The organism is Nocardia harenae NBRC 108248, from assembly GCF_001612885.1.
Taxonomy (GTDB): Bacteria; Actinomycetota; Actinomycetes; order Mycobacteriales; family Mycobacteriaceae; genus Nocardia; species Nocardia harenae.
The window spans coordinates 276,855-301,745 of sequence record NZ_BDBH01000001.1 but is presented as its reverse complement, the minus strand read 5'-3'; the positions used below and the strand labels follow the sequence as shown (position 1 = coordinate 301,745).

Annotated in this window: 4 protein-coding genes; 3 read left to right on the top strand and 1 reads right to left on the bottom strand. The window is 75.4% G+C overall.

The window, feature by feature from the left end; genetic code table 11:
- Positions 1-6 precede the first annotated feature (6 nt).
- A complete protein-coding gene (locus NH2_RS01260; RefSeq protein ID WP_067646788.1) occupies positions 7-1,500 on the bottom strand; it encodes a hypothetical protein in 1,494 nt (497 codons plus the stop codon).
- Between the two features lie 320 nt (positions 1,501-1,820).
- On the opposite strand from NH2_RS01260, the gene NH2_RS01255 reads away from it, so the two are divergent.
- Genes NH2_RS01255 through NH2_RS01245 form a run of 3 tightly spaced genes read left to right on the top strand, consistent with a single transcriptional unit; the run spans position 1,821 to position 24,798 of the window.
- Positions 1,821-2,135 carry a hypothetical protein gene (locus tag NH2_RS01255; RefSeq protein WP_067646785.1) on the top strand — a complete coding sequence of 105 codons (315 nt, stop codon included), beginning with the start codon at positions 1,821-1,823 and terminating at the stop codon, positions 2,133-2,135.
- Between the two features lie 5 nt (positions 2,136-2,140).
- Positions 2,141-2,650, top strand: a complete 510-nt coding sequence (locus NH2_RS01250) for a YbaB/EbfC family nucleoid-associated protein (protein WP_067646782.1) — start codon at positions 2,141-2,143, stop codon at positions 2,648-2,650.
- Positions 2,651-2,664: 14 nt separating this feature from the next.
- Positions 2,665-24,798 carry a WXG100-like domain-containing protein gene (locus NH2_RS01245; protein WP_067646780.1) on the top strand — a complete coding sequence of 7,378 codons (22,134 nt, stop codon included), beginning with the start codon at positions 2,665-2,667 and terminating at the stop codon, positions 24,796-24,798.
- Positions 24,799-24,891 lie beyond the last annotated feature (93 nt).

The window sequence follows — 24,891 nt, the reverse complement described above, 5'->3', positions numbered from 1 at the left end:
ATCGTGTCACGCGGAGCGGAAGAACAGCACGTCCTCGCCGTACTCGGCCAGCGCCCGCGCCTCCGCGGCCTGCCGGATCCCGCTGCTCGGCAGCTCGGTCAGCTTGGCGAACATGGCGGTGTTGCCGAAGGCGGCGCGCACCTGGGTCTCCGAGGCGTAGTCGGCGCCGTAGTCGGCGAGCACCGCGAAATCCAGGGGCGCCAGCGGGATGTCCAGGGTGACGGCGCCGGCCGGGCGGCCGAGCGCGGCGTACTGGGTCGGCGCGCCCTCCTCGTACCAGCACAGCTCGTAGGACATCTGCTCGGTCGCGGTCACGCTGACCACCGGCCAGCGCTCGGCGAGCCGCAGCGCCAGCGGGTGCCGCCCGGTCGGGGCGACCTCCCAGGCCAGGCTCCTGACCGCGACCCAGGAGCCGGAGGTGCGCTCGACCAGCACCACGTCGTCGCCGAGCGTGGCCTCCTCGTTCAGCTTCGGCGCGGGCACCGCCCAGTGCTTCTCGTGCACCCCGAGGTAATTGGAGCTCTGCACCCGGCGCGCGCCGTCCGCCTCGTAGGCGGCCAGCACGGCGTTGCGCACCTGGGCCACCGCGTCCGGCGCGGAGCAGCGTACGCTCAGCGCGCCGAAGCTGGTGGCGATCTCCATCGGCCGGGCCGGCGGATCGGGAAGTGCCCCTGCGGCCAGCGGTTTCAGCCCGACCAGCGCCAGCTTCCAGTTGATCTCCTCGATCGTCGCCAGGTCGCCTGCGCTCTGGTACAGGATCTGCTGCTGGGTGAGGCGCCCCGCGCCCTGCAGCGTGCGGCAGTCCAGCTTGGTCAGCGCCGCGAGCGCCTTGCCGGTGAGATCCAGCTCCGCGATCTTGAGTTCGCGCAGCTGCTGGGTCATCTCGGTGGTGGTCCAGGCGGAGTAGCGCTCCCGGTACATGGAGAGCGCCTGCTTGCGCTGCCTGCCGATGGTGAGTGTGCGCAGCAGGGTGTTCAGCGAGGCCAGGTACTTGCTCGCCAGCGTGGGGTCGGCGGCGAAGAGCCTGCCGCGGATCGCGGCCGCGTCCTCGGTGGCGGCGACGGCGCTCCCCGGGTCCAGCCGGAGCAGCCAGACACCGCACTTGGCGAGCGCGTCGGCGCACATGGCGGCGCCGTGTGGGTGGGTGCGCGCCACCCGCCGGTACGCCTCGCAGGCCCGGCGAATCGTGGTGGTGGCCAGCTCGCGGTGCCCGACCGCCCGCGCGGCCTGGTCGAAAATTCGCAGCGCGTCCTGGATCTCGCCGGCCAGCCGCGCCGTGACCAGCCCCGCGGTGAACCAGTGCAGCCGGATCTCCACGGCCTGCTGGGAGGGTTCGAGCGCCTCGGCGGTACGGTCGCGCGGGCCGTCGGCACGGGTCGCGACCAGTGCCTTGGCCAGCTCGCAGAGCGAGGTGGCGAGTTGCAGCTCGGCATCGGCGGAGCGGTCGACGGCGGCCCTGCGGTCCGACACGACCCGGTTCTCCAGGACGGTCAGATCCACGGTTCCGCCGAATCCCGCGCATTCACGGCCGACTCCGCCTTTCGCCGACGATTGTGCGACGAGTCTGCCACAAACGGCAGGCCGCCGTCGCCTTCTCGGATCCCGGACCGGTCGGTCTGTCGACAGTCTCGCGGGCCGTCCGGATTCACGCGGACCTCGGTGTCGGGGGCGGCCCGAGCCGACGCGGCCGACCGGGGCCGCTTCACTCTGCGTTCACTGCGAATCCACGAACGGGCCGCATCCTGCTGCCACCCTTGCGAACACACAGGTTGCCGTGCCGGGGTCGGGGGACCGGCGGAGGCAGCGGAGGGAGCGACGACATGGGTGACAGGCTCGAGGTGTACGTGGACCGCCTGCGGTTCGCGGCGACCACCACCGACCGGGTGCGGGACCGGATCAACGAGGTGGTCACCACGCTGACCGCCACCATCGAGGGCCGCGGCGCGCCATGGGGCGACGACGCCGTCGGCAACCAGTTCCTGAACGGCAGCGACGGCAACGGGTACGCCGCTGCCCGCACCGCTCTGATCGACGGCTCCGGGAACATGGCCACCTCCTTCGGCAACTTCTCCGACGCGCAGAACAAGGCGGCGAACGAACTCGTGGCGATGGACCACGACCACGGCTTCGCCTGACGCGGATGCCGAACGAACACACCAGGGCCGAACTGCACGCGGTCATCGAGCAGGTCGGCCAGCAGTTCCGCACCATCGCCCAGATCCAGCGCGACCGGGCGGATCTCACCGCCAGCGCCACTGTGCGCAAGCGCGTCACGGTGACGGTGAACGCCGACGGCATGGTGATCGAGACCAAGTTCGCGGGCACCATCGCCGACCTGGAGTACAGCGAGATCGCCAGGGCCGTCACCGAGGCCGCGCAGCAGGCAGGCGCCGAGGTGGCGCGCAAAGTTCAGGCGCTGATGGAGCCGCTGAACGATCAGCGTGCCCGGATGCCGAAGCTGACCGACCTCATCGAAGGCATACCGGAATTCGCCGCGAACCCGCCGGGGCCGGTGCCCGCGTCCACCGCGCCGCCGAGCGCACCCGAGCGCGCGGTACGCGAGGGCGCCGCCGCAATGGAATTCGACGACGTCGAAGTGGCGCGGCCGGAGGGCACGCGCGACCGCGGGGTCACGGATTCCGGTTGGTGAACCGGTTCTGACCCATGGCTGATCAACCCGGCTGGCTCGTGGCGCTGGAGTTGCTCGTCGGTGTCGACTACCCCGAGGGCGACCCCGACGGTATGTGGGGCCTGGCCGGGGACTGGCGCAGCGCGGCCGCCGAACTGCGCGAGATCCTGACCGAGATCGACGCCGCCAAGTCCGCGTCCATGCGGGCCTACCCGTCGGGTGAGGGCGTCGAGCAGATGGCCACCGCCTTCGACAGCCTGCGCGTCGGGCCGCAGTCGGTGGAGGCGCTGGCGGGCGAATTCGAGAAGATCGGCGATATGGCCGACTCGGTCGGCACCGAGATCGAGTACGCGCAGCTGATGTTCTACTCGTCGCTCGCGCTGCTGGCCGCGGAGATCGCCGCCTCCTTGATCTTCCCGCCCACCGCACCGGCGGTACAGGCCGCCGCGGTCGGCTTCACCCGGATCGCGCTGCGGATCTTGATGCAGAATTTGATGAACCGGATCATCTCGCTGGTCGCGCGGTTCGTGGGGCGGCGGGTCGCGACATTCCTGGTGCGGCACATCGCGATCGATACCCTCATCGGCACCGGGCAGGAACTCGGTGTGCAGGGGTACCAGGTGGGGGCCGGGCATCGCGACAACGTCAACTGGGAGCAGGTCGGGATCACCGCGATCAGCTCGGCGGCCGGTGCCGCCGCCGGTGAGTTCGGCGGCAAACTGGTGTCCAGGTGGGTGCCGGACCGGGCGCCTGCCTGGGCCAGCGGCGGGGCGGTCGGCGCGGGGGCCGGGTTCACCGGCGCGGTCGGCGGCTACGGCGCGAGCCTCGCGGTGCCGTACCTGGCCACCGGCTTCACCGAGGGGTGGGACGCGGCGAATCAGGAACTCGCGCAGTCGCTGGGCCAGTTCGATCCGCGCACTATCACCGGTGGTATCGGCAGCGGGGCGCTGACCGGGATGAGCCGCGGGGCAAGCGATGCGTGGTGGCGGCGGAATCATTCGAATCTGTATCCGAGTCCGCCCGCGCCGATTCCGCGGGTCGGGGAGGCGGGGTTCGGGGGTGGGGATCTCGGTGGGGCGGATGGGGGGTCGGCGAACGGGGGTTCGCAGGGCGGTGCCGGTTCGCCGGGCGGTGCCGGTGGTCGGGAGGGGGCTGGTTCGCCGGGCGGTGCCGGTGGTCGGGAGGGGACTGGTTCGCAGAGTGGGGCTGGTTCGCAGAGCGGGGCCGGTGGTCAGGACGGGGCTGGTTCGCAGAATGGGGCTGGTTCGCAGAACGGCGCTGGCTCGCCGGACGGTGCCGGTTCGCCGGACGGGGCCGGGGCGGGGGAGCAGCGCGGTGGTGATGCCGGCGAGAGCCGGGCCGGGCTGCCCGGTGAGCCGGCCGGCTCCGGGGGCGAAAGCGGCTCGCGCGGTGACGGCTCCGACGCACCCAGCACCAGCCCGGCCGCTGCCGAACCGCGCCCCGACGGGTCGGCCGACCAAGGCTCGTCCCGCGCCGGCGACGCGGGGACCCAGCAGCGCCCCGAGCAGCCCGTAGCCGCGGGCAGCGACCCCGGCCGTGGCGCCGATGGCGGCGGCGAGGGCAACGCGGGCCGGGCGGCCGACTCCGCGCCGTCATCGAACGGCCCCTCCGCGGCGGCTACCGCGGGCGAGTCGTCGGGTGCCGGCACGTCCGCGGATACCGGCGGGACGCAGGCCGCGAGCACCCCCGGCAATTCCGGGGGCACCGCCGCGCCGGGCGCCGTCGCTCCCGGTGCTGTCGCTCCCGGTGCTGTCGCTCCCGGTGCTGTCGCTCCCGGTGCTGTCGCTCCCGGTGCTGTCGCTCCCGGTGCTGTCGCTCCCGGTGCTGTCGCTCCCGGTGCGGCCGCCCCCGGTGCCGCTGCGCCCGGTGCGGCCGCCCCCGGTGCCGCTGCGCCCGGTGCGGGTGCCGACGCCAACGCTCCCGCCGGCGCCGGTTCCCCGAGCGGTGCTCCCGCCTCCTCGACAACGGGCACGCAGAGCGGAAGCAGCGCCGCGAGCACCCAGACCTCCGGCTCGGACCCCCGCGGCAACCCCGCCGGCCAGCAGAGCCCCCGCCCCGCCGAAGGTCCCCGGGTCGCGGGCGCCGAGCCCCGCCTCGGCGAGACGAGGGCGGGCAACCCGGGGGTCCGCGCCGACGGCGTCACCCCCCACCGCTTCGAGGGCCGCGCCGGCGTGGCCGACGCCCCCGCGGCGGGCACCGACAGCCCCGTCCAAACCCAGCGCGGCGGTAGCGAAGCGCCGCGCACCGACACCGAGACGGGACGCCAGACCCAGGTCCGCAGCGAAGGTGATTCGCCGACCCGAAGTACGGAACCCACCGCGCCGCGCGGTGATTCGGGCACCGCACGCCCAGGCGACGGCGCGGGCACCCGTCCCGGCGACGGTGCGGGCACACGCACCGGGGAGGGAACGGCTCCCCGGACCGGGGACGGCACTCCTCCACGGACCGGGGACGGGACCCCCGCTCGCACCGGCGACGGCCAGCCCACCCGAACCGGGGAGAACACGCCGGCCCGTCCCGGCGGCGACACCGCGCCGATCCGCCCGACCGACCCAACCGCCCCGCGTACCGCAGATTCGACGGCCCCACGTACCGGCGACCCAGCCGCCCCAAGGCCGGGCGACAGCACCGCCCCGGTGCGCAATGACGGCGACAGCCCGCGCCAGGACTTCCCGGACACGGGAAACACCCGCCCGCCCCATGCGTCCGACGGCCCCCTTCCCCGGCACCCGGACGAGAGAACCCGCCCGGACACCGTCCGCGACCCGGCCGACACCCCACCGGCCCGCACGAACCCGACCGGCGCGGACCCGCGCCCCCCGCGCCGCGCCGCCGACCCGGACTACGACGGCGTGGTCACCGTCGTCCCGCTCGCCGACGGCCCGATCGCCCGCCCGCAGGACGGCGATGCCCCGCGCCGCCCCGACCCTGCGGCCCCCCGCGACCCGGACGCCCCGGCTCCGCGCCCGGACGAACCGGCGGAGCCGAACGAGCCGAGGGACCGCGGCGAATGCGTCCCGCTCGCGCTCCGCGAGATCCAGGACGGCACCGGCAGCACGCACATCAGGGCGCCGGAGCAGGTGGGCCCGGCGGGGATGTCGGCCGCCGAGGTCGCGGCCGCCGCGGGCGCCCCGCTGCGGGGCGTCCCGCCTGCCGAGGGCGACCGGCCTCCGCACCAGAACCTCGCCGACGAGCTGCTCCGCCTCGGCGAGGGCGCCCGCGCCCTGGTCGTCGATGTCTACGCCGGTCCGGTGGACGAGCACGGCGTCGGTGCGCACGCCTACGTCATGACCGTCCGCGCCCGCCCGGACGGCGAGCTGTACCTCGAGGTCTCCGACCCGTCGCAGCGCGCGAGGGGCGAGTACCCGCACACCCTGACCCGCGATCTCGCCGATATCGCTGCCGTGGTGTACGACCGCGACGGCGTACCGATCCGCCCGGAGGGGGACGCCTGGGCCGTCCGCACCGACCCGGCCGATGTGTTCGCCGAGACCGGCCGCCGCATCGGCACCTCGCTGGACGACCTCCCCGACCAGGTGCGCGCGCTGCTCGCGGAGACGGCGGTGGGCCGGGAGGCGCTGGAACTGCTGAACGAGCACCGGATCCGCGAGGGGTACCACCCGCACCACCCGAGCGCGGCCGGCCTGTTCGACGGCCGCGCCCTGATCGCGCACGTCTTCACCGGCGGCCGCGACCACCTCCAGCAGGCGATCACCCTGATCCACGAGGCGGTGCACGCCGAGTTCGACATCACCGGCCGCGGGTCGAACAACGACGGCCCGCGGGCGAACCTGGACCGCGACGCCTACATCGCCGCCATGGTGCGCGAGGAGACGGAGGCCTTCGGCCGACAATACGAATTCACGCGCCAGCTCCGCGAACTCGGCCACATCCTGCCGGAGCCCAGGTTCGAGGGCATCTATCACCGTGCCTACGACGCGGCGCTGGAGGCCGCGCGGACCGAGGACCCGGGCGGGAGCGAGGCCGATCATCGCGACCGCGCACGGAGCGCGGCCATCGACGCGCTGGCGCCGCACATCGGCCCGGAGAAATGGGGTGGCGGCTTCGTCTACAACGAGTACTACCGCTCTGCCTGGGACCGGCTGCACGCGAACCCGCTGCCGAACTACGAGACGATCGACGGGCCCGCAGGCGATCGGATTCGCGAGCTCTCCCTGCTGCTCAGGGAGGCGGGCACCACCGCGGACGAGCAGTACCGCCGGATCGAGCGGCTGGCCGCCGCGCTCGGCCTCGATCCGGGCGACGCCCCGTCCCGGATGCGCAGCGACGCGTTCGACGCATTGCAGGACGCCAGGGCCGAACTCGCCGCGCTGGCGGAGCGGCTCGGCCTGGAATACGCGGATCTGGCCACCGAGAACCTCTCCGAGGGCGACACGCTGCGCCGCGTCGACCTTCTGCGCCGGGAGTTCGACGCCCTGGCCCTGTCCGACGCCCTCGACCGCAACAGCAACGCGCTGAACACCCTGAACCGGGCCTGGCAGGATGCCACCGACATCGCGACGCGGCACCTCGTCGACGAGTACCTGGGCGGGCGGGCCGGGCAGAGCCGGCCGATCGGCGACCGGGCGATTCTGGTGCCCGGCGACCCGCCGGAGATCGTGCTGCTCGGGCATGCGCACACCTCCCACATCGAGACCGAGCTGCGGCAGCATCCCGAGGCCGCGGCGCTCCTCGACGACCCGCGCACCACGATCACCCGCCTGGCGATCGAGGTCACCCGCGACGGCAGCGTGATCGTCCAGCGCCTCGGCGCGAGCGACGTCCCCGCGCCCGCGACCTCCGGCCGGCTCCCGCCCCTGGCCAACGCCTTCGAGTGGCCGGCGAATCGAGTCGGCGCGTACACCGACCAGCACATCGGGGCGGTCCGGGAGCTGCTCGGGCAGACCGACGTCGGCCGGTGGGTCAACGAGGTGTTCGACACCGCCGGGACCACCGTCCGGTACGAGACCGGGGCGGAGACTCGCTACCTGCCCGCGCAGCGGGTGGTCGTGCTCGACCCGGGGCTGACCCGGCTGGAGCAGGCGCGCGAGCTGGCGCACGCCGTCCTGCACGCCGAGAACTCGCACTTCGCGGAGTCCGCGGGCACCACCCGGCAGCGGCTGGACCTGCCGCGCAGCGAGTACATCGAGGCCATGCTGCGCGAGGAGGCGCGCGCGCACGCCGTCGAGATCGAACTGCGCAAGCAGCTCAGAGAGCTCGGGTACGACTCGCCGACCGACCGGTTCGAGCGGATCTACGACACGGCGTACCGCAGCGGCGTCGCCGCGGCGCTCCGGGCCGATCCGGGGAACGCCGCGAACCACTGGGAACTCGGCGTGGCCGAGGGCACCGAGGCGCTGGCGCGGCTGCTCGGGCGCGGCCCGTCGCCGGACGGCGTCGACTACCGCGCGCTGTACGGCGACGCCTGGGATCGGGCGCACGGGGCCGCCGACCCCACCTCGACCATCCGGGAGCCGTCGCAGCCGCCTCCGGTGCACCCCGGGGCCGAGGCGCCCGCGACGCCGCGGATGGACGGCACCCCGCAGGAGCCCGGCCCGGACCGCGCCTGGCCCCGCCCCGAATTGGAACCGCCCGCTCCGCCCGCCGCCGAGGACCGCGGCGGCAACCCCCCGCCGGGCGGGCCGCCGACCCCGCCGACCCCGTCCGACCCGCCCCCGGGCTCGCCGGACGATTCCGGGGACGGGAACGATCCGCGCCGCGACATCCAGCAGTTCCTGGACGAACTGGCGGCGGTGCAGAACGGCGACGAGAGCCTGACGACGCCCGCCGAGCGGGAGTACCTGCGCCGGCTTGGCGAGGCGCTGGGGCTCGGCGATGCGCTGGCCCGGATGCCGGACCCGCGGACGGCGCTGATCGAGCTGGCCGAGCTGGCCCGGGCGCACGGGCTGCTGGAGCCGGAGACGCTCGGGCAGCAGCGGCCGGACGAGCCGGTGCGGCCGCTCCGCTACCCGGACGACTTCGGGCCGCTGGACGTGGACCAGGTCTACGGCAGCGAGGAGTTCTGGCGGTTCGAGGACGGGCCGGACGGGCCGGTGCCGCAGCCGGATTCGGCGGTGCCGGGGCGCTCGGAGGGGCTGTTCGACGACGGGACGATCCGGCCGGAGCCGATCGCCGAGACCCGGGACCGGCTCGCGGCGCGGCTCGGGGTCGATCCGTCCGAGCTGGATCCGGCGAACCTGGCGCGGCTGGAGGCTCAGGAGCAGTACCGGAACCTGTTGCGCGCGGCGGCGATCGAGGCGCTGGCGGACGCGGTGCACCGGCACGAGCAGTCGACCGACCCGGAGCACCGGGCGCAGATCGCCCGGGTCAGGGACGAGTGGGCGCGGTTGCTCGGGGTGCCGCCCGGTGAACTACTGCCGTTCAACCAGAGCGACACCATCGCGCGGTTGCGCGGGGATGTGCTGGCCCGGGCGGAGCGGGTCGGCGATCTGGCGGATGCGGCGCTGGCGGCGCGGAATCAGCCGGAGGCGCAGGATACGGTGCCGCTCGAGCGGGGTCGGGCGGACGAGACGGTTCCGGATCGCACCGTCACCCGGCCCGACGGCGACGAGACGACGCGGGTCGACCTCGAGCGCACCGTCCCCGCGAGCCGCTCCGACACCGTCCCACTGGACCGCTCCGACACCGTCCCACTGGACCGCACCACCGCCCCCGTCGACCGCACCGACACCCCGACCCAGCCCGGCACCGTCCCCCCGCCGACCACCTCGGCCGTGCGCCCGGACAGCTCCCCGGAGACCCGCCGCTACACGCTGAACGTGGACGACCAGCGCGTCCCGGTGCGGCTGGTGGCGGACGGCGCGGGCGGCTGGCGCGTCGAGACCCCGGAGCGGCTCCGCCCGGAGACCGCGGACCGCCCGCCCGCGACCCCGGACACCACCGACAACCGGAAGAAGCCCGGCCTGTTCCGCCGCCTCTGGCAGCGGTTCCGGTCCGGATTCCCGGGGTTCAACCCGAAGTACCCGTCCGGGTCGGGAGTGGACAGCGCGGGCCAGTCGATGCTGGCCAACGCGGCCGGACTGCCGAACACCAGCACCTACTACCCGCCGGACCATCCGGTCACCGGTGCGCCGCAGGCCCCGGTGGAGATAGTGCAGACCGACTTCAGCCCGGCCAGGATCGCGAAGGAGGGCGTGCTCTTCTGGCAGCGCAGGGAGCTGATCCCGTTCCTGCGCCGCTTCACCTCGCGTATCCCGGACCAGGCGGGCGACCATGTGCCGCTGCGCAATCCGGACGGCAGCGAGTACCGCCCGTGGATCGACGAGGCCGATCCGGCGCTGGTCGCCGAGGTCGAGGAGCAACTGCGGCGGGCGGGCCGGGAGGATCTGCTCGACCCGGATCGCCGCGAACCGGATGCCCCGCCCCCCGAGCTGCCCGCCCGCCCGGACGCCGACGACACCGGCCGCCCCGAGCCGGACGGCTCGCTCGACACCACCGCGGCGGACGCGGCGTGGGCGCGCGAGGTCGCGGAGGCGCTGCGCGAGCGCGCCGCGCTGGCCGAGGCGGTGCGGGAGCTGGCGGACCGGCTCGGCATCCCGCTCACCGACGCGAGCCCGGAGGGGCTGCGGCGCGCGCTCGACGAGGCCGAATACCGGAACCTGCGCCGCGCCGCCGCGATCGAGGGGCTGCTCGCCGCCGCCCAGCGCTACCTCGCCGAGGACGCCTGGGTGCCGTTCAGCGACCAGATCGACTACACCGACCTGGATCCGATGACGCGGTTCCTGCGCGAGGTCGCGCAGGCCAACGGGGTGCGCGCCGACCTGCTGCGCTGGGATCCGGTGAACAACGGCGGCGAGCCGGGCCGGGACTTCGGCGATTTCGGCCCCGAGCGGCCGGACGACCGCGGCCTGCCCGCCTACTTCGAGCACGCGCTGCGCCGCGGCCAGCTGCTGGAGGAGCTGGCCAACTGGGCGCACATGCTGGAGGTCGGCCCGGACGAGCTGCTGCACCGCGACGGCGACCGGGAGCGCAGGCTGCTCGACCTGGTGGAGCAGCTGCGCGCCGAGGTCCTCGGCCGCGCCGCCGACCTCACCGACCTGACCGGGCGGGTCGACGAGCTGCTCCGCGCCGACAACGGCGACCGGGTGCTGCTGCTCGACGGCGACCCGCAGCGGCTGGTGATCGTCGACTCCGAGCTGAACCACGACCGCGTCCTCGCCGACCTGCTCCGCGCGAACCCGGAGCTGGCCGCGCGGGTGAACCGCGGCGAGGTGGTGCCGGACTACCGCGTCGTCCGGCTCGACCGCGACGGGGTGCCGAACGTCTACGAGGTGGGGCGCCCCGAGGTCAGGCATTTCAGCGGCGACGTCGAGGGCCGCAGGCTGGACGTCACGCTCGTCCGCGACGACGACGGCACCTGGCGCGCGGTGCCCGATCCGGCGCCCGGACCTCGCCCGCCCGCGACGGAACCGGCAGGCCCGCCGCGCGACGCGGATACGGTGCGGGCCGACGTCGACGAGCTGGCCCGGCGCCTCGGCGTCCAGGAGCCGGAGCGGCTGAGCCCGCGCGAGCTGGACGAGGCCGTCGCCGCGCTGCGCCGCGACCTGGAGCTACGCGCGGCCCGGCTGGAGGCGCTGGCCGACCTCGCCCGCACGAACGACACCGTCGAGCGGTGGCACCGGCTGGACTCGCTCCGCCACCAGCTGGCCGCGCGGCTCGGGCTCTCGCCCGACGAGCTCACCCCGGAGCGGGTCGCGGCCCGGCTCGCGGATCCGAGAACCCCGAGCGCGCTGCGGAGACAGCAGGTCAAGGACCTGATCAACTATTTCAAGGAGCTGCGCGGGCTCGATTCGGCGACGGTGCTGGGCGCCGCCGACCAGCTGGCCGCCGAGCTCGGGGTGCCCCGCGAGCAGCTCTACCCGCAGAAGTACGGACCGGACCCGGATTTCCGGCCGCTGAATCCCGACGGCGTAGATCCCGAAATCCTGCGGAGACTCATCGACCTGCGCGGGGCCGAGCCGGAGACCCGGCCGCCGCTGCTCGAGTCGCTCGCCGAGTACCTGCGCTCGCTGGACGCGGTCCCGCGCGACGCGGCAGGCGACCGGATGCGCGAGCGGCTCGGCAGGCTGCTGCGGCTCGCTCCGGGGGGCCGCACCCCCGAGCGGATCGCCGAGGCCCTGGCCGACCCGAGGACCAGGGACAGCCGCAGGCTGCGGCAGCTGCGGGCACTCGTCGACTACGCGGACGCGGTGCGCGGCGCCGACCCGGACGCGGTGGTCGCGGCCCGCGACGCGCTGGCGCGCGGCAACGGCCTCGAACCCCGCCACCTGGCGCCGCCCGAGGTCGCGGAGAAGATCTACCAGCCGGACAAGAAGAGCGTCGACTCGGACGAGCTCAGCTCGGTGATCCGGAATCTGATGAACCGCTCCGGCGAGCGGGCCGGGCTGCTCGGGGCGCTCACCCGATTCCTGGAGACGCTGGACTCGGTCGATCCGTTCACCGAGGGGTTGCGGCGGCAGGACGACCGCGAGCCGCGCGGCGACCTGCCGGTGCACGACCTGGCCGCGGCGCTGGACTTCCTGCGCGAGATTCTCGGCGGGCCGGTGCCGGAGGGCACCCCGCCCGACACCACGGACCCGATCGACCGCACCGCCGATCGCGATTGGGCGCGGCTGCTCGGCATCGACCTCACCAACGCGACCCCGGAGCAGCTCGAGCGGGTCTACGAGATCTTCCGCGACGGCCGGATCGAGAGCCACGAGCGGCCCTCCGCCGAGCAGCTCGCGCGGCTGCACGAGGAGCTGCGGGCGGAGATCAGGGCACGGTTCGCCGAGCTCCGGCGGCTCGCGGAGCTCGCCGGGGAGTACCGGCGGGCCGGGGACGCGGACACCGCGCCGAACGGCCGTGGCGCGGATGGTCCGACGGTCCCGACCGACCGCGGGGCCACCGGGCTGGACAGCCCGACCCGGCCGATCGTCGTCGGGCCGGACGCACCGACGGTGCGGATCGACCGGGGTACGGACGGCGACCCCACGCCCGCCGGCCGCGGCCCGGACGATCCGACGACGCCCGACCGCGGGGCCGACGGCGCCACCCTCCCGATCGACCGGGACGCTGACACCCCCACCGCGCCGATCGACCGGTCACCTCTGGACGACCCAGACCCGGACGACGGCGCGACCCCGGGCGAGCGCCTGGTCGAGCAGGTCCGCCGCGACCTGGAGGCGCTCGCCGCCACCTGGGACGCCGACCGGGTCGAGGCCGCCGCCGAGCATCGCCGCCTGCTCGACGACTTCGAGGAGGCCAGGCAGCAGCTGCTGGACGAGTTCGACGCCATCGGCCAGGACATCCGCACCGCCGACGGCCCCGCTTTCGCCGAGCGGCGCGCCCTGCTCGACCGCATCGAGCAGCTGCTGCGCGACCTGGCCCCGCCCCCCAACCGCTACGACCAGGCGGTCCAGCGCGAACTCGCCCGCTTCGACGCGACCGCCGCCCGCAACGAGGACGCCGCCGACGCCAGGCACCGGGAGGCCATGGAGCGCCTCGACCGGATCGCCCGCGAACTCACCGACCCCACCGACCTCGACCCCACGGACCTCGACCCCAACGACCCCGGCCACGCCGACCCGGAGACCGCCGCCCGGCTGGCGGACGCGGTCCGCCGCCAGCTGGCGGCGCTGGACGACGCCTTCGCGCGCAACGAGGAGGCGGCCGCCGCCGAGCACCGCAGGCTCATGCGGCACCTGGACGAGGTGCTGCGCGGCATGGAGTCCGGCACCACACCGCGCACCGATACCGGCCCCGACCCGGTCGAAGCGGCTCTGCGCCGCGAGCTGGACCGGATGAACGAGGCGTTCGACCGCGCCGACGCGGCAGCCGACGCCGCCCACCGCGCCACCATGCGCCGGCTCGAGCAGCTCCTCGCCGACCTGCGCGGCGACGGGGAGGCGCTGCGCGACGGCGAGCTCCGCAGGCAGCTCGACGACTTCGACGAGACCACCCGCGCCTGGCGGGAGGAGACCGCGGCCGACCACCGGCGGCTGCTCGAGGAGTTCGACCGCACCAGCGAGCGCATCCTCGGCCGGTTCGACGACCCGCTCGACGGCGGGCGCGGCACCCTGGAGCCGGCCGAGTACGGCCGCAGCGACCCCGGCTCCGCCGATGACGGCGCCCGCCCGCCGGAGGAGCAGGGCGCGCCGCGCGCGGACGAGCCGGCGGCGCGCCCCGCCGACCGCGGCCGCTGCGCCGAACTCGCCCTCGACCTGATCCGCAGGCTCACCGGCAGCCCGGTGATCCGCGGCTTCGGCCGCGAGGTCGACCCGGCGGGCGTCACCCCCGAGGAGCTCAGCGCGGCGGCGGGCAGCCCGCTGCACGACGTCGACGGGCACGAGGACATCGCCGACGCCCTGCTCCGGCTCGGCGACGGCTCCGTCGCGCTGGTGGTGGATGCCTACGTCGGGCCGGTCGACGAGCACGGGGTCGGCGCGCACGCGTACGTCATCGCGAACGAGAACGGACGTCTCGTGGTGCGGGATCCGGCGACCGGCCGGGTCACGCCGTTCCCGCCGGAGGTGCCGCGCGGAGTGCGCCGGACGGTCGGCGTGCTCTACGACGCGCAGGGCGTTCCGGTGCGGCCGGACGACGTCCCCGGCCGCGCCGTCCCGCGCACCGGCCGCAGCACCGAGTTCGGGTGGTTCGACGCGGGGGGCGCCGACGGCCCGGCGCGACCGATCCGGCCCGACGCCGAGTCCGTCCGCCCGGCCGAGGCGGAGCAGCCGACGCGACCGATCCGGCCGGAGGAGGACGGGCAGCCACTCCACCCGGACGACGAGCGCACCGCCGCGCTCCGCCCGGACGATCAGGAGCCGCTGCCCCGGATCGGCGCGGTGTACGACGACATCCCGGACCAGGTGCGGGATGTGCTGCGCCGCACGGCCGTCGGCCGCGAGACACTCGCCGCCCTGGAGCGCGCCGCCGTCGCCGAGAACTACGTCGACCGGTTCGCCGACGGCACCGCGGGCGACTTCCACTCCTCGCACACCGTGGCCCGGATCGACCTCGATGGCGACCCGCTGGTGCAGCAGGCGTGCACGCTGGTGCACGAGGGTGTGCACGCCGAGTGGTCGCTGGCCGGCCGTACCGCCACGTTCGCGGACCAGAACGCGCTCGGCCGCGACGGCTACCTCGACGCCATGGTCCGGGAGGAGGCTTCGGCCTTCGCCCGCGAGTACGAATTCGCCAGGGAGCTGCGCGAACTGGGCATCCCGGTGGGCCGGGACCGGCTGGAGGAGGTGTACCGGCTCGCCGTCGACGCCGCGGCCGACACGCAACGCGCGCAGTCCCCGACGCTCTCGATCCGCGAGATCTGGGCGGCCGCCCGCGAGGCGGGTATCGACGCCATCCAGCGCGACATCGGCACCGGACCGCAGGAGGGACGCGATGACCGTCCGGACGGCGTCGACCGCGCTGAGCAGGCACCGCGGGGGCGGGACCTGGATCGAGGCGCAGAGCTGAACGATCCCCGGCAGTCCGGCGGTCGTTTCGGCGAGCCCTCCGAGTGGTACCGCGCCCAGCAGCTCGAGCAGGCGCGGTGGAATGCCAGGATGGCGGCCGAGCACGCCGACTGGGTGCACCGCATCGCCGACGCGGAGCAGGCCGCCGGGAACCCGGCGCACCCGTGGACCCGGATCCGAGCCGCCATCGCCGACGGGCACGCCGATTTCACCACCGAGCAACTGGCCCGGCGCTACGAGGCGCTCGGTGACGCGGCCGCCGCGGAACGGGCCCGGCAGGGTGCGGCCGATCGCAATGCCGCTCGCCCGCAGCTGGATCCGGACCAGCCCCGGCCGGTCACCGACCCGGACGAGACGCCCACCGGTCGGCTCGACGACCCCGGTGACGAGCAGCCCACGGTCCGGCTGGACGGGGACGAGGACGAGCAGCCCACGGTCCGGCTCGACGGCCCCGGCGGCGACCGGCCCACCGTCCCGAACCTGACCGACCCCGCGACGGCCTCCGCAGACCTGGCCCCGCGCCCGGACAACACCTCGTCCCGGGAGAGCGAAACCCCTGCTCCCGAGACAGATCCGGCTCTCGACCCCCTGCGCGCGATCCGCGACTTCCTCGCCGACGTCACCCGCGACGACGCGTTCGAGGCGACGACCCCCCGCCCGGAGCACGAACAGGCGCACGCCCGCCGCCTCCTGGAAACCCTCGGCCTTCCCGAGCTCACCCGGCACCCGGACCCGCTCGCGGTCCTCGCCGAGATCGCCCACCTCGCCGTGCTGCGCGACGCCGTCGACGACGGCATCGGCCCGGTGCGCCCGATGCGCCCCGATGACTTCGCCCCGGCCGACCCGGAGCAGCTCTACGGCGCGGAGCCGTACTGGCGCACCGAGGCCGACCCGGCCCGGCTCGCCGAGATGGATGCCGAACTCCGCCGCATGGGCCTGGACGGCGACGGCACCGAACCGCCGCGCGCCCTCGACCCCGCCGCCCGCGGCGAGGCCGAGCCCGGGCAGCAGGACCTGCCCACCGGATCCCGGCTGGAATCCGCCGCCGAAGCCGCCGAACGGCTGCGCGCGCACTTCGGCCTCGACCCCGCCGCGCTCACCCCCGAGCGCCTCGCCCGCACCATCGCCGACCTGCGCTACCGCACCCTGCTGCGAGCGGCGGCGGTCGAGGCGCTGGCCGACGCCGCCGCGCAGCACCGCACCGCGACCCCGGACCGCGCCCCGCACACCGCGGAGAACCTGAACCGCTGGTCCCGCCGGCTGGGGCTGGACCCGGCCCGGGTCGCCGCCGACCCGGCCCGCGCGCTCGACGAGCGGCGCGCCGCCGTCCGGCGGGAGGCCGACGCCGTCGCCGACCTGGCCGACCTGGTGCAGGTGGCTCAGTACCCGGACGGCACCTCCCGCCGGTACTCGGCCGAGGTGGACGGCGAGCGGGCACCGGTGCGGCTGGTCGCCGACGGCGAGGGCTGGCGGGTCGAGGAGCGCGACCGGCGCCCCGCCCCGCGCATCCCCGGCGAGCCGCCCGCGCGCCCCGAGGAGCGGTCGAAGTCGCGGCTGCGCCGGATCTGGGACCGGATCCGCGGCCACAGCTACACCGGCCACACGCCCAAGTACCCGTCCGGCTCCGGCCTCGACGCCGAGGGGCAGCAGCAGGTCGTCCACCTCGCAGGCGACATCGCGAACAACGACGTGCTCACCAGCTTCCAGGGCAACCCGGCGCGCATCCTCAAAGAGGGCGCGACCATGTGGAAGAAGCGCGAGCTCGTCCCGTTCCTGCGCCGCTTCACCGGCCGGGTGCCCGACCGCGCCGCCGAGTACGACGTGCCCCGCACCAGGGAGGGCGAGGAGTACCGGTACTGGCTGGACGAGGCCGATCCGGAGCTGGTGCGCCGGGAACTCGGCGTCGAACTCGACGACCTGCGCCGGATGGCGGAGGCCGCCGAGCAGCGGCCGGAGCAGGCGCTGCCGCCCGCCGACACCGCGCACCTGCCGCCGGGCGAGCGGCTGGCACGCTCCACCGCGGAGATCCAGCAGCTGCTGCGCGAGCGGGCGGAGGCCGAGGAGCAGCGCGACGACCGGGCCCAGCGCCTCGCCGACCTCGCCCGCGAGCTCGGCATCGACCTGCCCGACCACACCCCGGAGGGGCTGCTGCGCGCGGTGCACGTGCTGGAGTATCAGCAGGCCCGCCGGATCGGCGCGCTCTCCGGCCTGGCCGAGGCCGCGCGGCGCTACAACGCCGAGGACGCCGAGATCCCGTTCAGCGACGAGGTGACCTTCTTCGACGCCGACCCGATGACCCGCTTCCTGCGCGAGGTCGTCCGGGCCAACGGCGGCGATCCGATGCTGCTGGATTGGCAGGGCGTGAACAACGGCGGCGAGCCGAGCCGCGACTGGGGCGACCTCTACGACACCGACCAGCCAGGCACCGACACCGGGCTGGCGGGGTACTTCGAGCACGCGCTGCGCCGCGACCAGATCAAGGACGAGCGCGCCGTCTGGGCCCAGCTGCTCGGCGCCGACCTGGAGAGCCTCACCCCGGACCGGCTGCGGCAGACCCTGGACGAGCAGCTCGACCGGATCACCCGGCTCGGCGAGCAGCTCACCGAATTCCGCGACACCGCACAGCAGTTCGCGCGGAACGACGCGACGGCCCGCGAGCTCGGCGCGCTGCTCTCGGATCTCGCGGCCAGGGAGTGGGTGCTGGTGCACGGCGGCACCGTGGTCGACGATGGCGTCGCGCTGGTGCCTGGCGACGGCGACGCACCCACCCGGCTCGTGGTGCTGGAGGGCGGGCTGGAACACGACCGGGTGCTCGCCGACGCGCTGCGCCGCACCCCCGAACTCGCCGACCTGGTCAACGGCGCGCACGTGGCCGTCAAGTACCGCATCGCCGTGGTCGATCCGGACGGCCTGATCCGGGTCGCCGAGGCGGGCACCCCGCAGGTGCGGCACCTCGCCGCCGACATCGACGGCAGGCGGGCCGAGGTGACCCTGCTGCGCGACGACCCGGCGGAGCGCTGGCGTCCGGTGCCGGATCCGCCGCCGGAGGCCACCGAGGTGGACGACACCGCCCGCAGGCAGGCGCTGCTCGATTCGCTCGCCCCCGACCAGCTGCGCGACTTCCGCGACCAGCTGGCGCAGCGGCTCGGCATCGAGCCCGAGGTGTTGCGCAGCCCCGACCGGCTCGCCGCCGAGCTGGCCCGGCTGCGCTACGAGAACATGCTGCGCGGCGGGCAGATCGAGTCGATCATCGACTACGCCCGCACCGCATGGGATATCGACACCTTTCACACGCACGCCGACGCGCGGAACCGGCTGGCGCAGCGGCTCGGCCTCGACCCCGGCGACCTCACGCCGGAGCGGCTGGCCGAGCGGATCACCGACCCGGCGATCCGCAATTCCCTGCGCTACCAGCAGGCCGAATCGCTGGTCAAGTACGCCGCCCTGCTGCGCGAGGTGGACGCGGGCGCGGTGCTCGCCGCCCGTGATCTGCTCGCGCACCGGCTCGGGGCCGACCCGTCCGAGCTCTACCCGAAGAAGCACACCAAGGATCTGCTGGCCTACCTGCCGGATCCAGGCGGGCTGGACGCCGGGGCGCTGCGCGACGCGATCGCGGCGCGGATCCACACGCCCGAGGGGCGCGCCGAGGTGCGGCGGGCGCTCGCCGAGTACGCGGCCGCGCTGGTCCGGCTGGATTCGTACGACCCGCTCGCGCACCCGGAGACGGTGGATCCGCGCGTCACCGACGTGGAGTTCCCGGTGCACCCGCGGGCGGTGGCGCACCTGCGCGCCATCGTCGGCGACATCGACCTGTTCACCGAGGGCTTCACCGGGCGCGGGCTGCCCGAGCCCGGCGGCACCACGGACCCCGGCGCGCTGCGCGCGAGCCGCGACTGGGCCCGGCTCGCCGGCGTCGACCTCACCGCGGCCGACCCCGAACGCTGGGCGCGGGTCTACGAGGTCTACCGGGACGGCAAGCTGGATCAGAAGGAGCGGCTCACCCCCGCTCAGCTCGCCGAGGAGCAGAGCAGGCTGCGCGACGAGATCGCCCAGCGGGACGCGGAGATTCGCGCGCTCGAGGAGATCGCCGCACGGCTCCCCGACGCGCAGGCCCGGCTCGGCGAAGCGCCCCGCGGGCTCCCCGGCCCCGCCGCCCCGCCGCCACCCCCCACCGCCGGCGGCGGTGCCGGCGGCAAGCCGCCCACCTCCCGCCCCGCCCCGCCCGCCGCAGGCGAGCCGGACCCCGGCGACTCCGACCCCGCCGTGACCATCCGCGAGCTCCGCGCCGCGATCGACGCCGACGGCCGTTTCACCTCCCGCGAAACAGACCCACCCGACGAACCGCGACCCGGCAGGCAGCAACCCCGCCCGCGACCCCCCGAGTCGGACGGCGCAGCCCGCCCGCACCAGGCCACCCCCGGAACCGACGACGGCACACCACGCCCCGCCCCGGACGAGCACGACCCGCACCCCGGCCGGCCTGAAGCGGCCCGCACGCACGCGGAGGCGGTGACCCGCCGCGACCAGCTCGCCGCCCGGGTCCGCGAACTCGCCGACGACCTCCCGATCCGCGAACCGAGCGCCCTGGACCCGGACCGCGTCGTGGCCACGGTGCGGGAGCTGGGCGGCTGGCACCTGCCCGACGAGCAGTCCGCGCGGCTGCGCGAACTGGCCGAGGTGGCCCGCTCCTACGTCGAGGCCGACGCCGAGGTCGCCGAATTGGCCGAGCGCGTCGGGCTGCTCGCGGAGTACGACCGGCTGCTGCGCGAGCGCCAGGAGCTGGTGCGCGAGCGCGAGTTCGTGCGCGCCAAGGCCGAGGGCCGCGCCGCCGACCTCGGCGTCGACGCCGACGTCCCCTGGGTGCAGCGGGATTCGGACAATCGTGACGACGTCATCCGCGCCCTGCACGCGGGCGCGAGGGTGGACGAGGTCGAGGTCAGCGGCGGCATCGACGAGGCGAACCGCAGCGAGCAGCGCGATGTCGACCCCGCGGTCCAGCAGCACCGGCTGGCGCGGCTGCGCAAGCTGATCGAGGCCACCGGCCGCTACGACGAACTGGACGAGCAGGTCAGGCAGCTCGAGCAGCGCCTGCGCGACCTGGAGCGCGCGGGCGTCGCCCGGCACCGCCCGCCGACCGCCGAGGTCGGCGCCGAGATCGACCGGCTGGCCCGGGAGCGCGGCGAGGAACTGCGCGCCGTCAAGCCGCGCCGCGCCATGCGCGACGACCTCGCTGCCCGCCTCGGCGTGCTGGACGAACAGGCACTCGGCCCGGACCTGGACCGCACCATCGACCGGCTGCGCCGGGCCGTGCCCGCCGAGCTGCGCGCGGGCACGCTGCGCCCGGACGAGGTGCCCGCCCGGCTCCGGCAGATCGACGCGCTCGCCGACGCCGCCCGCGAGGTGCACGAGACGCACCGGCGGGTCGGCAGGCTGCAGGACGAGATGGCCAGGCTGGCGGGCGCCTGGCGCGACGTGGTCGCCGAGCGGGGCGGCCGGATGGTGACCGACCGGGTGGGCATCGTGGAGGGCCGGCGGCCGCGGATCATCGTGCTCGGCGGCCGCGAGGACCCGGCCGATCCGCGTGGCGCGCACGACCGCGCCCTGCTGGACGCGCTGCGCCGCGACGCCGCCGTCGCGCAGGCCATGGTGCGCCCGGAGACGGTGGTCGAGTACCGCAGGGTGCTCGCCGACCGGGCGGGCGCGGTGCGGGTCGAGGAGTTGCCGCCGCCGGAGATCGAGCGGCTCTCGACCGGGTGGACCGGCGGCAGGCGGCTGGACCTGACCCGCTGGCAGGACGCCGACGGCGCCTGGCACCCGGTGGACTCCAGCCGCCCGGACTGGGGGGCGGGCCGGGCCAGCGGCGGCGTCCCGAAGAAGTACTCCGCCAAGGACCTGCCGGACGGCGTCAGCGGCTGGGCGATGACCGACGTGGTCAACGACATCACGCTGCCCGCCGACGACGTGCCGGCCGGCCAGGTGCCGGAGAGCACGCTGCCCTCGCACATGCCGCAGGCGCCGTCGCAGTACGACACCTCCGGCGTGCCGCCTGGCACCACCGTCTTCACCCAGCACTGGGGCGCCGACTCGTACAACATCGTCCGGCTGCTGCTGATGGCGGCGCAGGTGCCGAAGCATCCGGCGGTGCGCGCCTGGATCCAGGCGCACCCGGAGATCGGCCGCTGGGTGCAGGCCAGGCCGTGGCTGCGCCGGTTCCCGCCGTTCGGCACGGTCTTCCGCGACTACCCGTGGTTCGCCCCGCCGGAGCGCAATATCCAGCCGCCGCACCGGCCGTGGGATCCGGCCGAGCACAGCGACCTCGCCGACCGGGTGGAGATCCCGGAGTCGCTGCGCCGCGAGTGGGAGCGCGACATCGCGAACTGGCAGCGGGTCCAGGACTGGGCGAACGCCGAGTACGACCGGTTCACCGCCGACGACTCCGACCTGGACCGGATCGCCGAGGGGCTGGAGAACCACCGGCGCGCGCGGCAACTGCAGGACGCACGCGAGGTGGTCGAGGCGGTGCGCGACCGGCTGGTCCGCGACCACCACGGCATCGACCCGTCCCGCGACGTCGGCGCCCAGCTGCGGGGCATCGCCGACGCCACCGACCGGGTCGCGGCGGACCTGGCGCCGCGGTTCGCCTCCCACGACACCCAGGCCATTCGGGACACCGTGGCGGATCTGCGCGAACTCATGCTCGCCCCCGACTACCCGGACAACCTGGCCGGCGAGCGCCGCCCCGGCGAGACGCCGGAGGACACGCTCGCCCGCGTGCTCGCCGACTACATGCGCGACCCCGACCTGCCGCGGTTCACCGGGGAGGAGCTGGAGCGCATCAAGAACCACCTGATGCGCGACGCCCACCTGGTGCGCGACCACACCGATCCGAGCGGCGGCTACGTGCGCCGCCCGATGGACCGGCTGGCCGATGTCGCCGAGGCGTGGAACCGGCTGGTCGCGGGCGAGCCGCTGCCGCAGGACTTCGTGCTGCTGCAGGACGCCAGCGCCGAGGCCGAGTTCCTGCGCAGGCACCCGCCCGTCACCTGGCGGGACGCGAACACGCACGCCGTCGGCCTCGGCCACCACTGGGACGCCGACCGCCCGCCGCTCACCGGCTGGCGAGCGGGCATCCCGTACGCGGTCGACCCGCTCGGGACCGAGGTGCGGACGGCGCCCGGCGACCCCGCGCCGCCGCCTGCCCCCGGCGACGACGTGCCCCGGCTGCGCGCCGAGTGGGCCGAGGCGCTGGCCGGCTACGAGCGGGCGCTCGCCGACCGCGACGCCGCGCTGCGCGACCTGCGCACCGACCCCACCGCGATCGGCGACCGGGGCGACCGGGACCGCCCGCTCCAGCAAACCCTCGACGACCTGCGCAACCGCACCCTGCGCGGCGACGAGCAGGCGGCCTGGCACCAGCGGGTGAACGACCTGGAGGCCGCGGTCGAGCGGATGGACCGGGCCGCCGCCGACCTGGCGCGGCTCGAGGCCGAGCTGCGCGCCGCCGTCGGGCCGGAGGTCGTCCCGCCCACCCGGCAGCCGGCCACCCCGGAGCCCGCGACGCGGGAGGTACCGAATGTGCCGGTAACACCGGCCCTTTCCGAGGCGGAGCGGGTCCGGCGAGACCTGGCGAACGCCGAGGCGGCGCGCGACGCCGCGCAGGCGGCGGTGCGGGAGGCCATGCGCGGCCTTCCCGTCGACGAGTCGGACCTCACCGCACCCGGCACCTTCGACGACCTCCGCTCCCGCACCATGCGCGTCGACGAACAGCAGGCCTGGCAGGACCGGGTCACCGCACTCGAGGACGCGGTGCGCCGCTACGACGAGGCCGCGGCCGAAGCCGACCGCCGCCGCGCCGACCGCGACCTCCTCGACCCGCTCGGCCGCACCGAACGCGAGCTCGCCGCCGCCCGCGACGCCGAGGCCCGCGCGCTCGAGGCTCGAAACCGAGCCCGCCACGGTCTCCCGGTCGACACCGATCTGCCGCTCGACGAGCAGCTCTCGCAGCTGCGCGACCGCACCATGACGCTCGACGACCAGCGTCGCGTCGACGCGTACGAAGACGCCGCCCGCCGCCACGAGGACGCCGTCGCCGACCGCGGGCGGCTCGAATCCGAGCTGGAGTCCGCGCAGCGGCCGGACGAGAGCGGAAGCCGCAGCGGGCGGGGAGTCGTTGCTGCCGAAGGGCTTTCGCCGCGAACCGATGCCGGCGAGCCGGGCAGCCGGGCGAACCGCGGTGGCTCCGATCCGGATCGCGATCGCGGCGCGGACCGCGCGGAGCCGAGCGGCGTCCGCTGGCGTTCGCACGTCCCGAAACTGCCGCACGAGTACGAGTTCGAGGGCCCGGATGCCCCGGAGATCCCGATTCTCGACCCGGCCCCGTGGCCGCTGCCCGACCTCTCGCCGGAGCAGCCGCCGCACCAGCCGCCGCCGCCGCAGCCACCGCCTTCCGAGCCGCCGCACCACCGCGGCCACGCGCCTGCCCCGGTGACCCCGCCCCCCACCCGTCCCCCGGCCCCAGAGCACCCGGTTCCGGCCCCCGACCCGGACTGCCCGCCTGACCCGGCGGACCCGCCGCGCCCGCCGGACGGCACGGACCCCGGCTGCCCGCCCGCCGAGCCGGACCCGGATTGCCCGCCCGGCATGGATCCGAACTGTCCGCCCGGCACCGACCCCGACTGCCCGCCGACCGTGCCGCCTATCGGCGAACCCGGCTTGCCGCCGGGGCAGCCGGGCTGGCCCCCACACCCGGGTGACCCGAACGTGCCCGGCCTCCCGCCGTACCCGGGTCAGCCGGGCTGGCCGCTCAGCCCGGGGGACCCGAACTCGCCCGGAGCACCTACATACCCGGGCGCGCCGGGCAATGGCAATCCGCAGCTCCCGCCCTGGTGGGGCGGCACGCACCAGGGGAACGGTCTTCCACAGCTCCCGGGCAACGGCGTCCCCACCGGCAACGGTGACTTCCCGAACGACAGCGGCTGGAACGACAACCGAATCCCGAACGACCACACCGCCCCCGGCGCGAACGGCAACGGCGCCGGTGCGAACGGCCACCCACAGACCACACCCACCCCGCACACCGACCGCGCCCCCCTGCCCCCGTTCCCGGCCGAACCCTCCCCGGCCCAGCCCACCACGAACCATCCCCAGAACCTCGACACCCGGCCCGCGCAACAGACCCCGCCGGGCATCCCCGTACCCCCACCCACCATGCCACCCTCCGGCGGCGCCACCCCGTCCCCGGCCCGGCACCGCTCCGGCACCACCCGGCACCCGGCGGACCGCCCGCAACCGGGCATCATGGTCCAACCCTTCTCCGGTTTCGGCGTCACCGCCCAGTTCGACCCCGCATCGGGCGGTCTGCACGCGGTCGGCGTCCCGACCGGCCCGGCCGCCGGCGTCTACGGCGACCTCGCCGACGTCCCCGTGGTCTTCTACCGCGGCGCGGGCGGCCTCGCCCTGCGCGTCGGCGAGCAGCCGTTCGACCTCGAGGCGCGGGCGATCTCGGTGGAGTGGACGCAGGCGGAGCGGCGGACGACGGTGTTCACGGTGCTGGCGGGCGGCGAGATCGCCTGCAGGCTGACCTACCGTTCGCTGCCTGCGGAGATGGATCTGGGCCGTCTGGTGCACGACGTGTGCGCCGATCCGGCCCGCCGAGCCGGGATGTTCCCGCGATGAACCCGCCCCGCTTCATGCCGATCACCCGTCCGGGAGCGTGTGTCAGGATGGGTTCGGTACCGCCGCTCGGGCACAGAGTGACGCTGCCGACCG

Bases quoted from the DNA above. Each gene is read 5' to 3' on its own strand.
- NH2_RS01245 (WP_067646780.1), top strand. From the start codon at position 2,665: ATGGCTGATCAACCCGGCTGGCTCGTGGCGCTGGAGTTGCTCGTCGGT.
- NH2_RS01250 (WP_067646782.1), top strand. From the start codon at position 2,141: ATGCCGAACGAACACACCAGGGCCGAACTGCACGCGGTCATCGAGCAG.
- NH2_RS01255 (WP_067646785.1), top strand. From the start codon at position 1,821: ATGGGTGACAGGCTCGAGGTGTACGTGGACCGCCTGCGGTTCGCGGCG.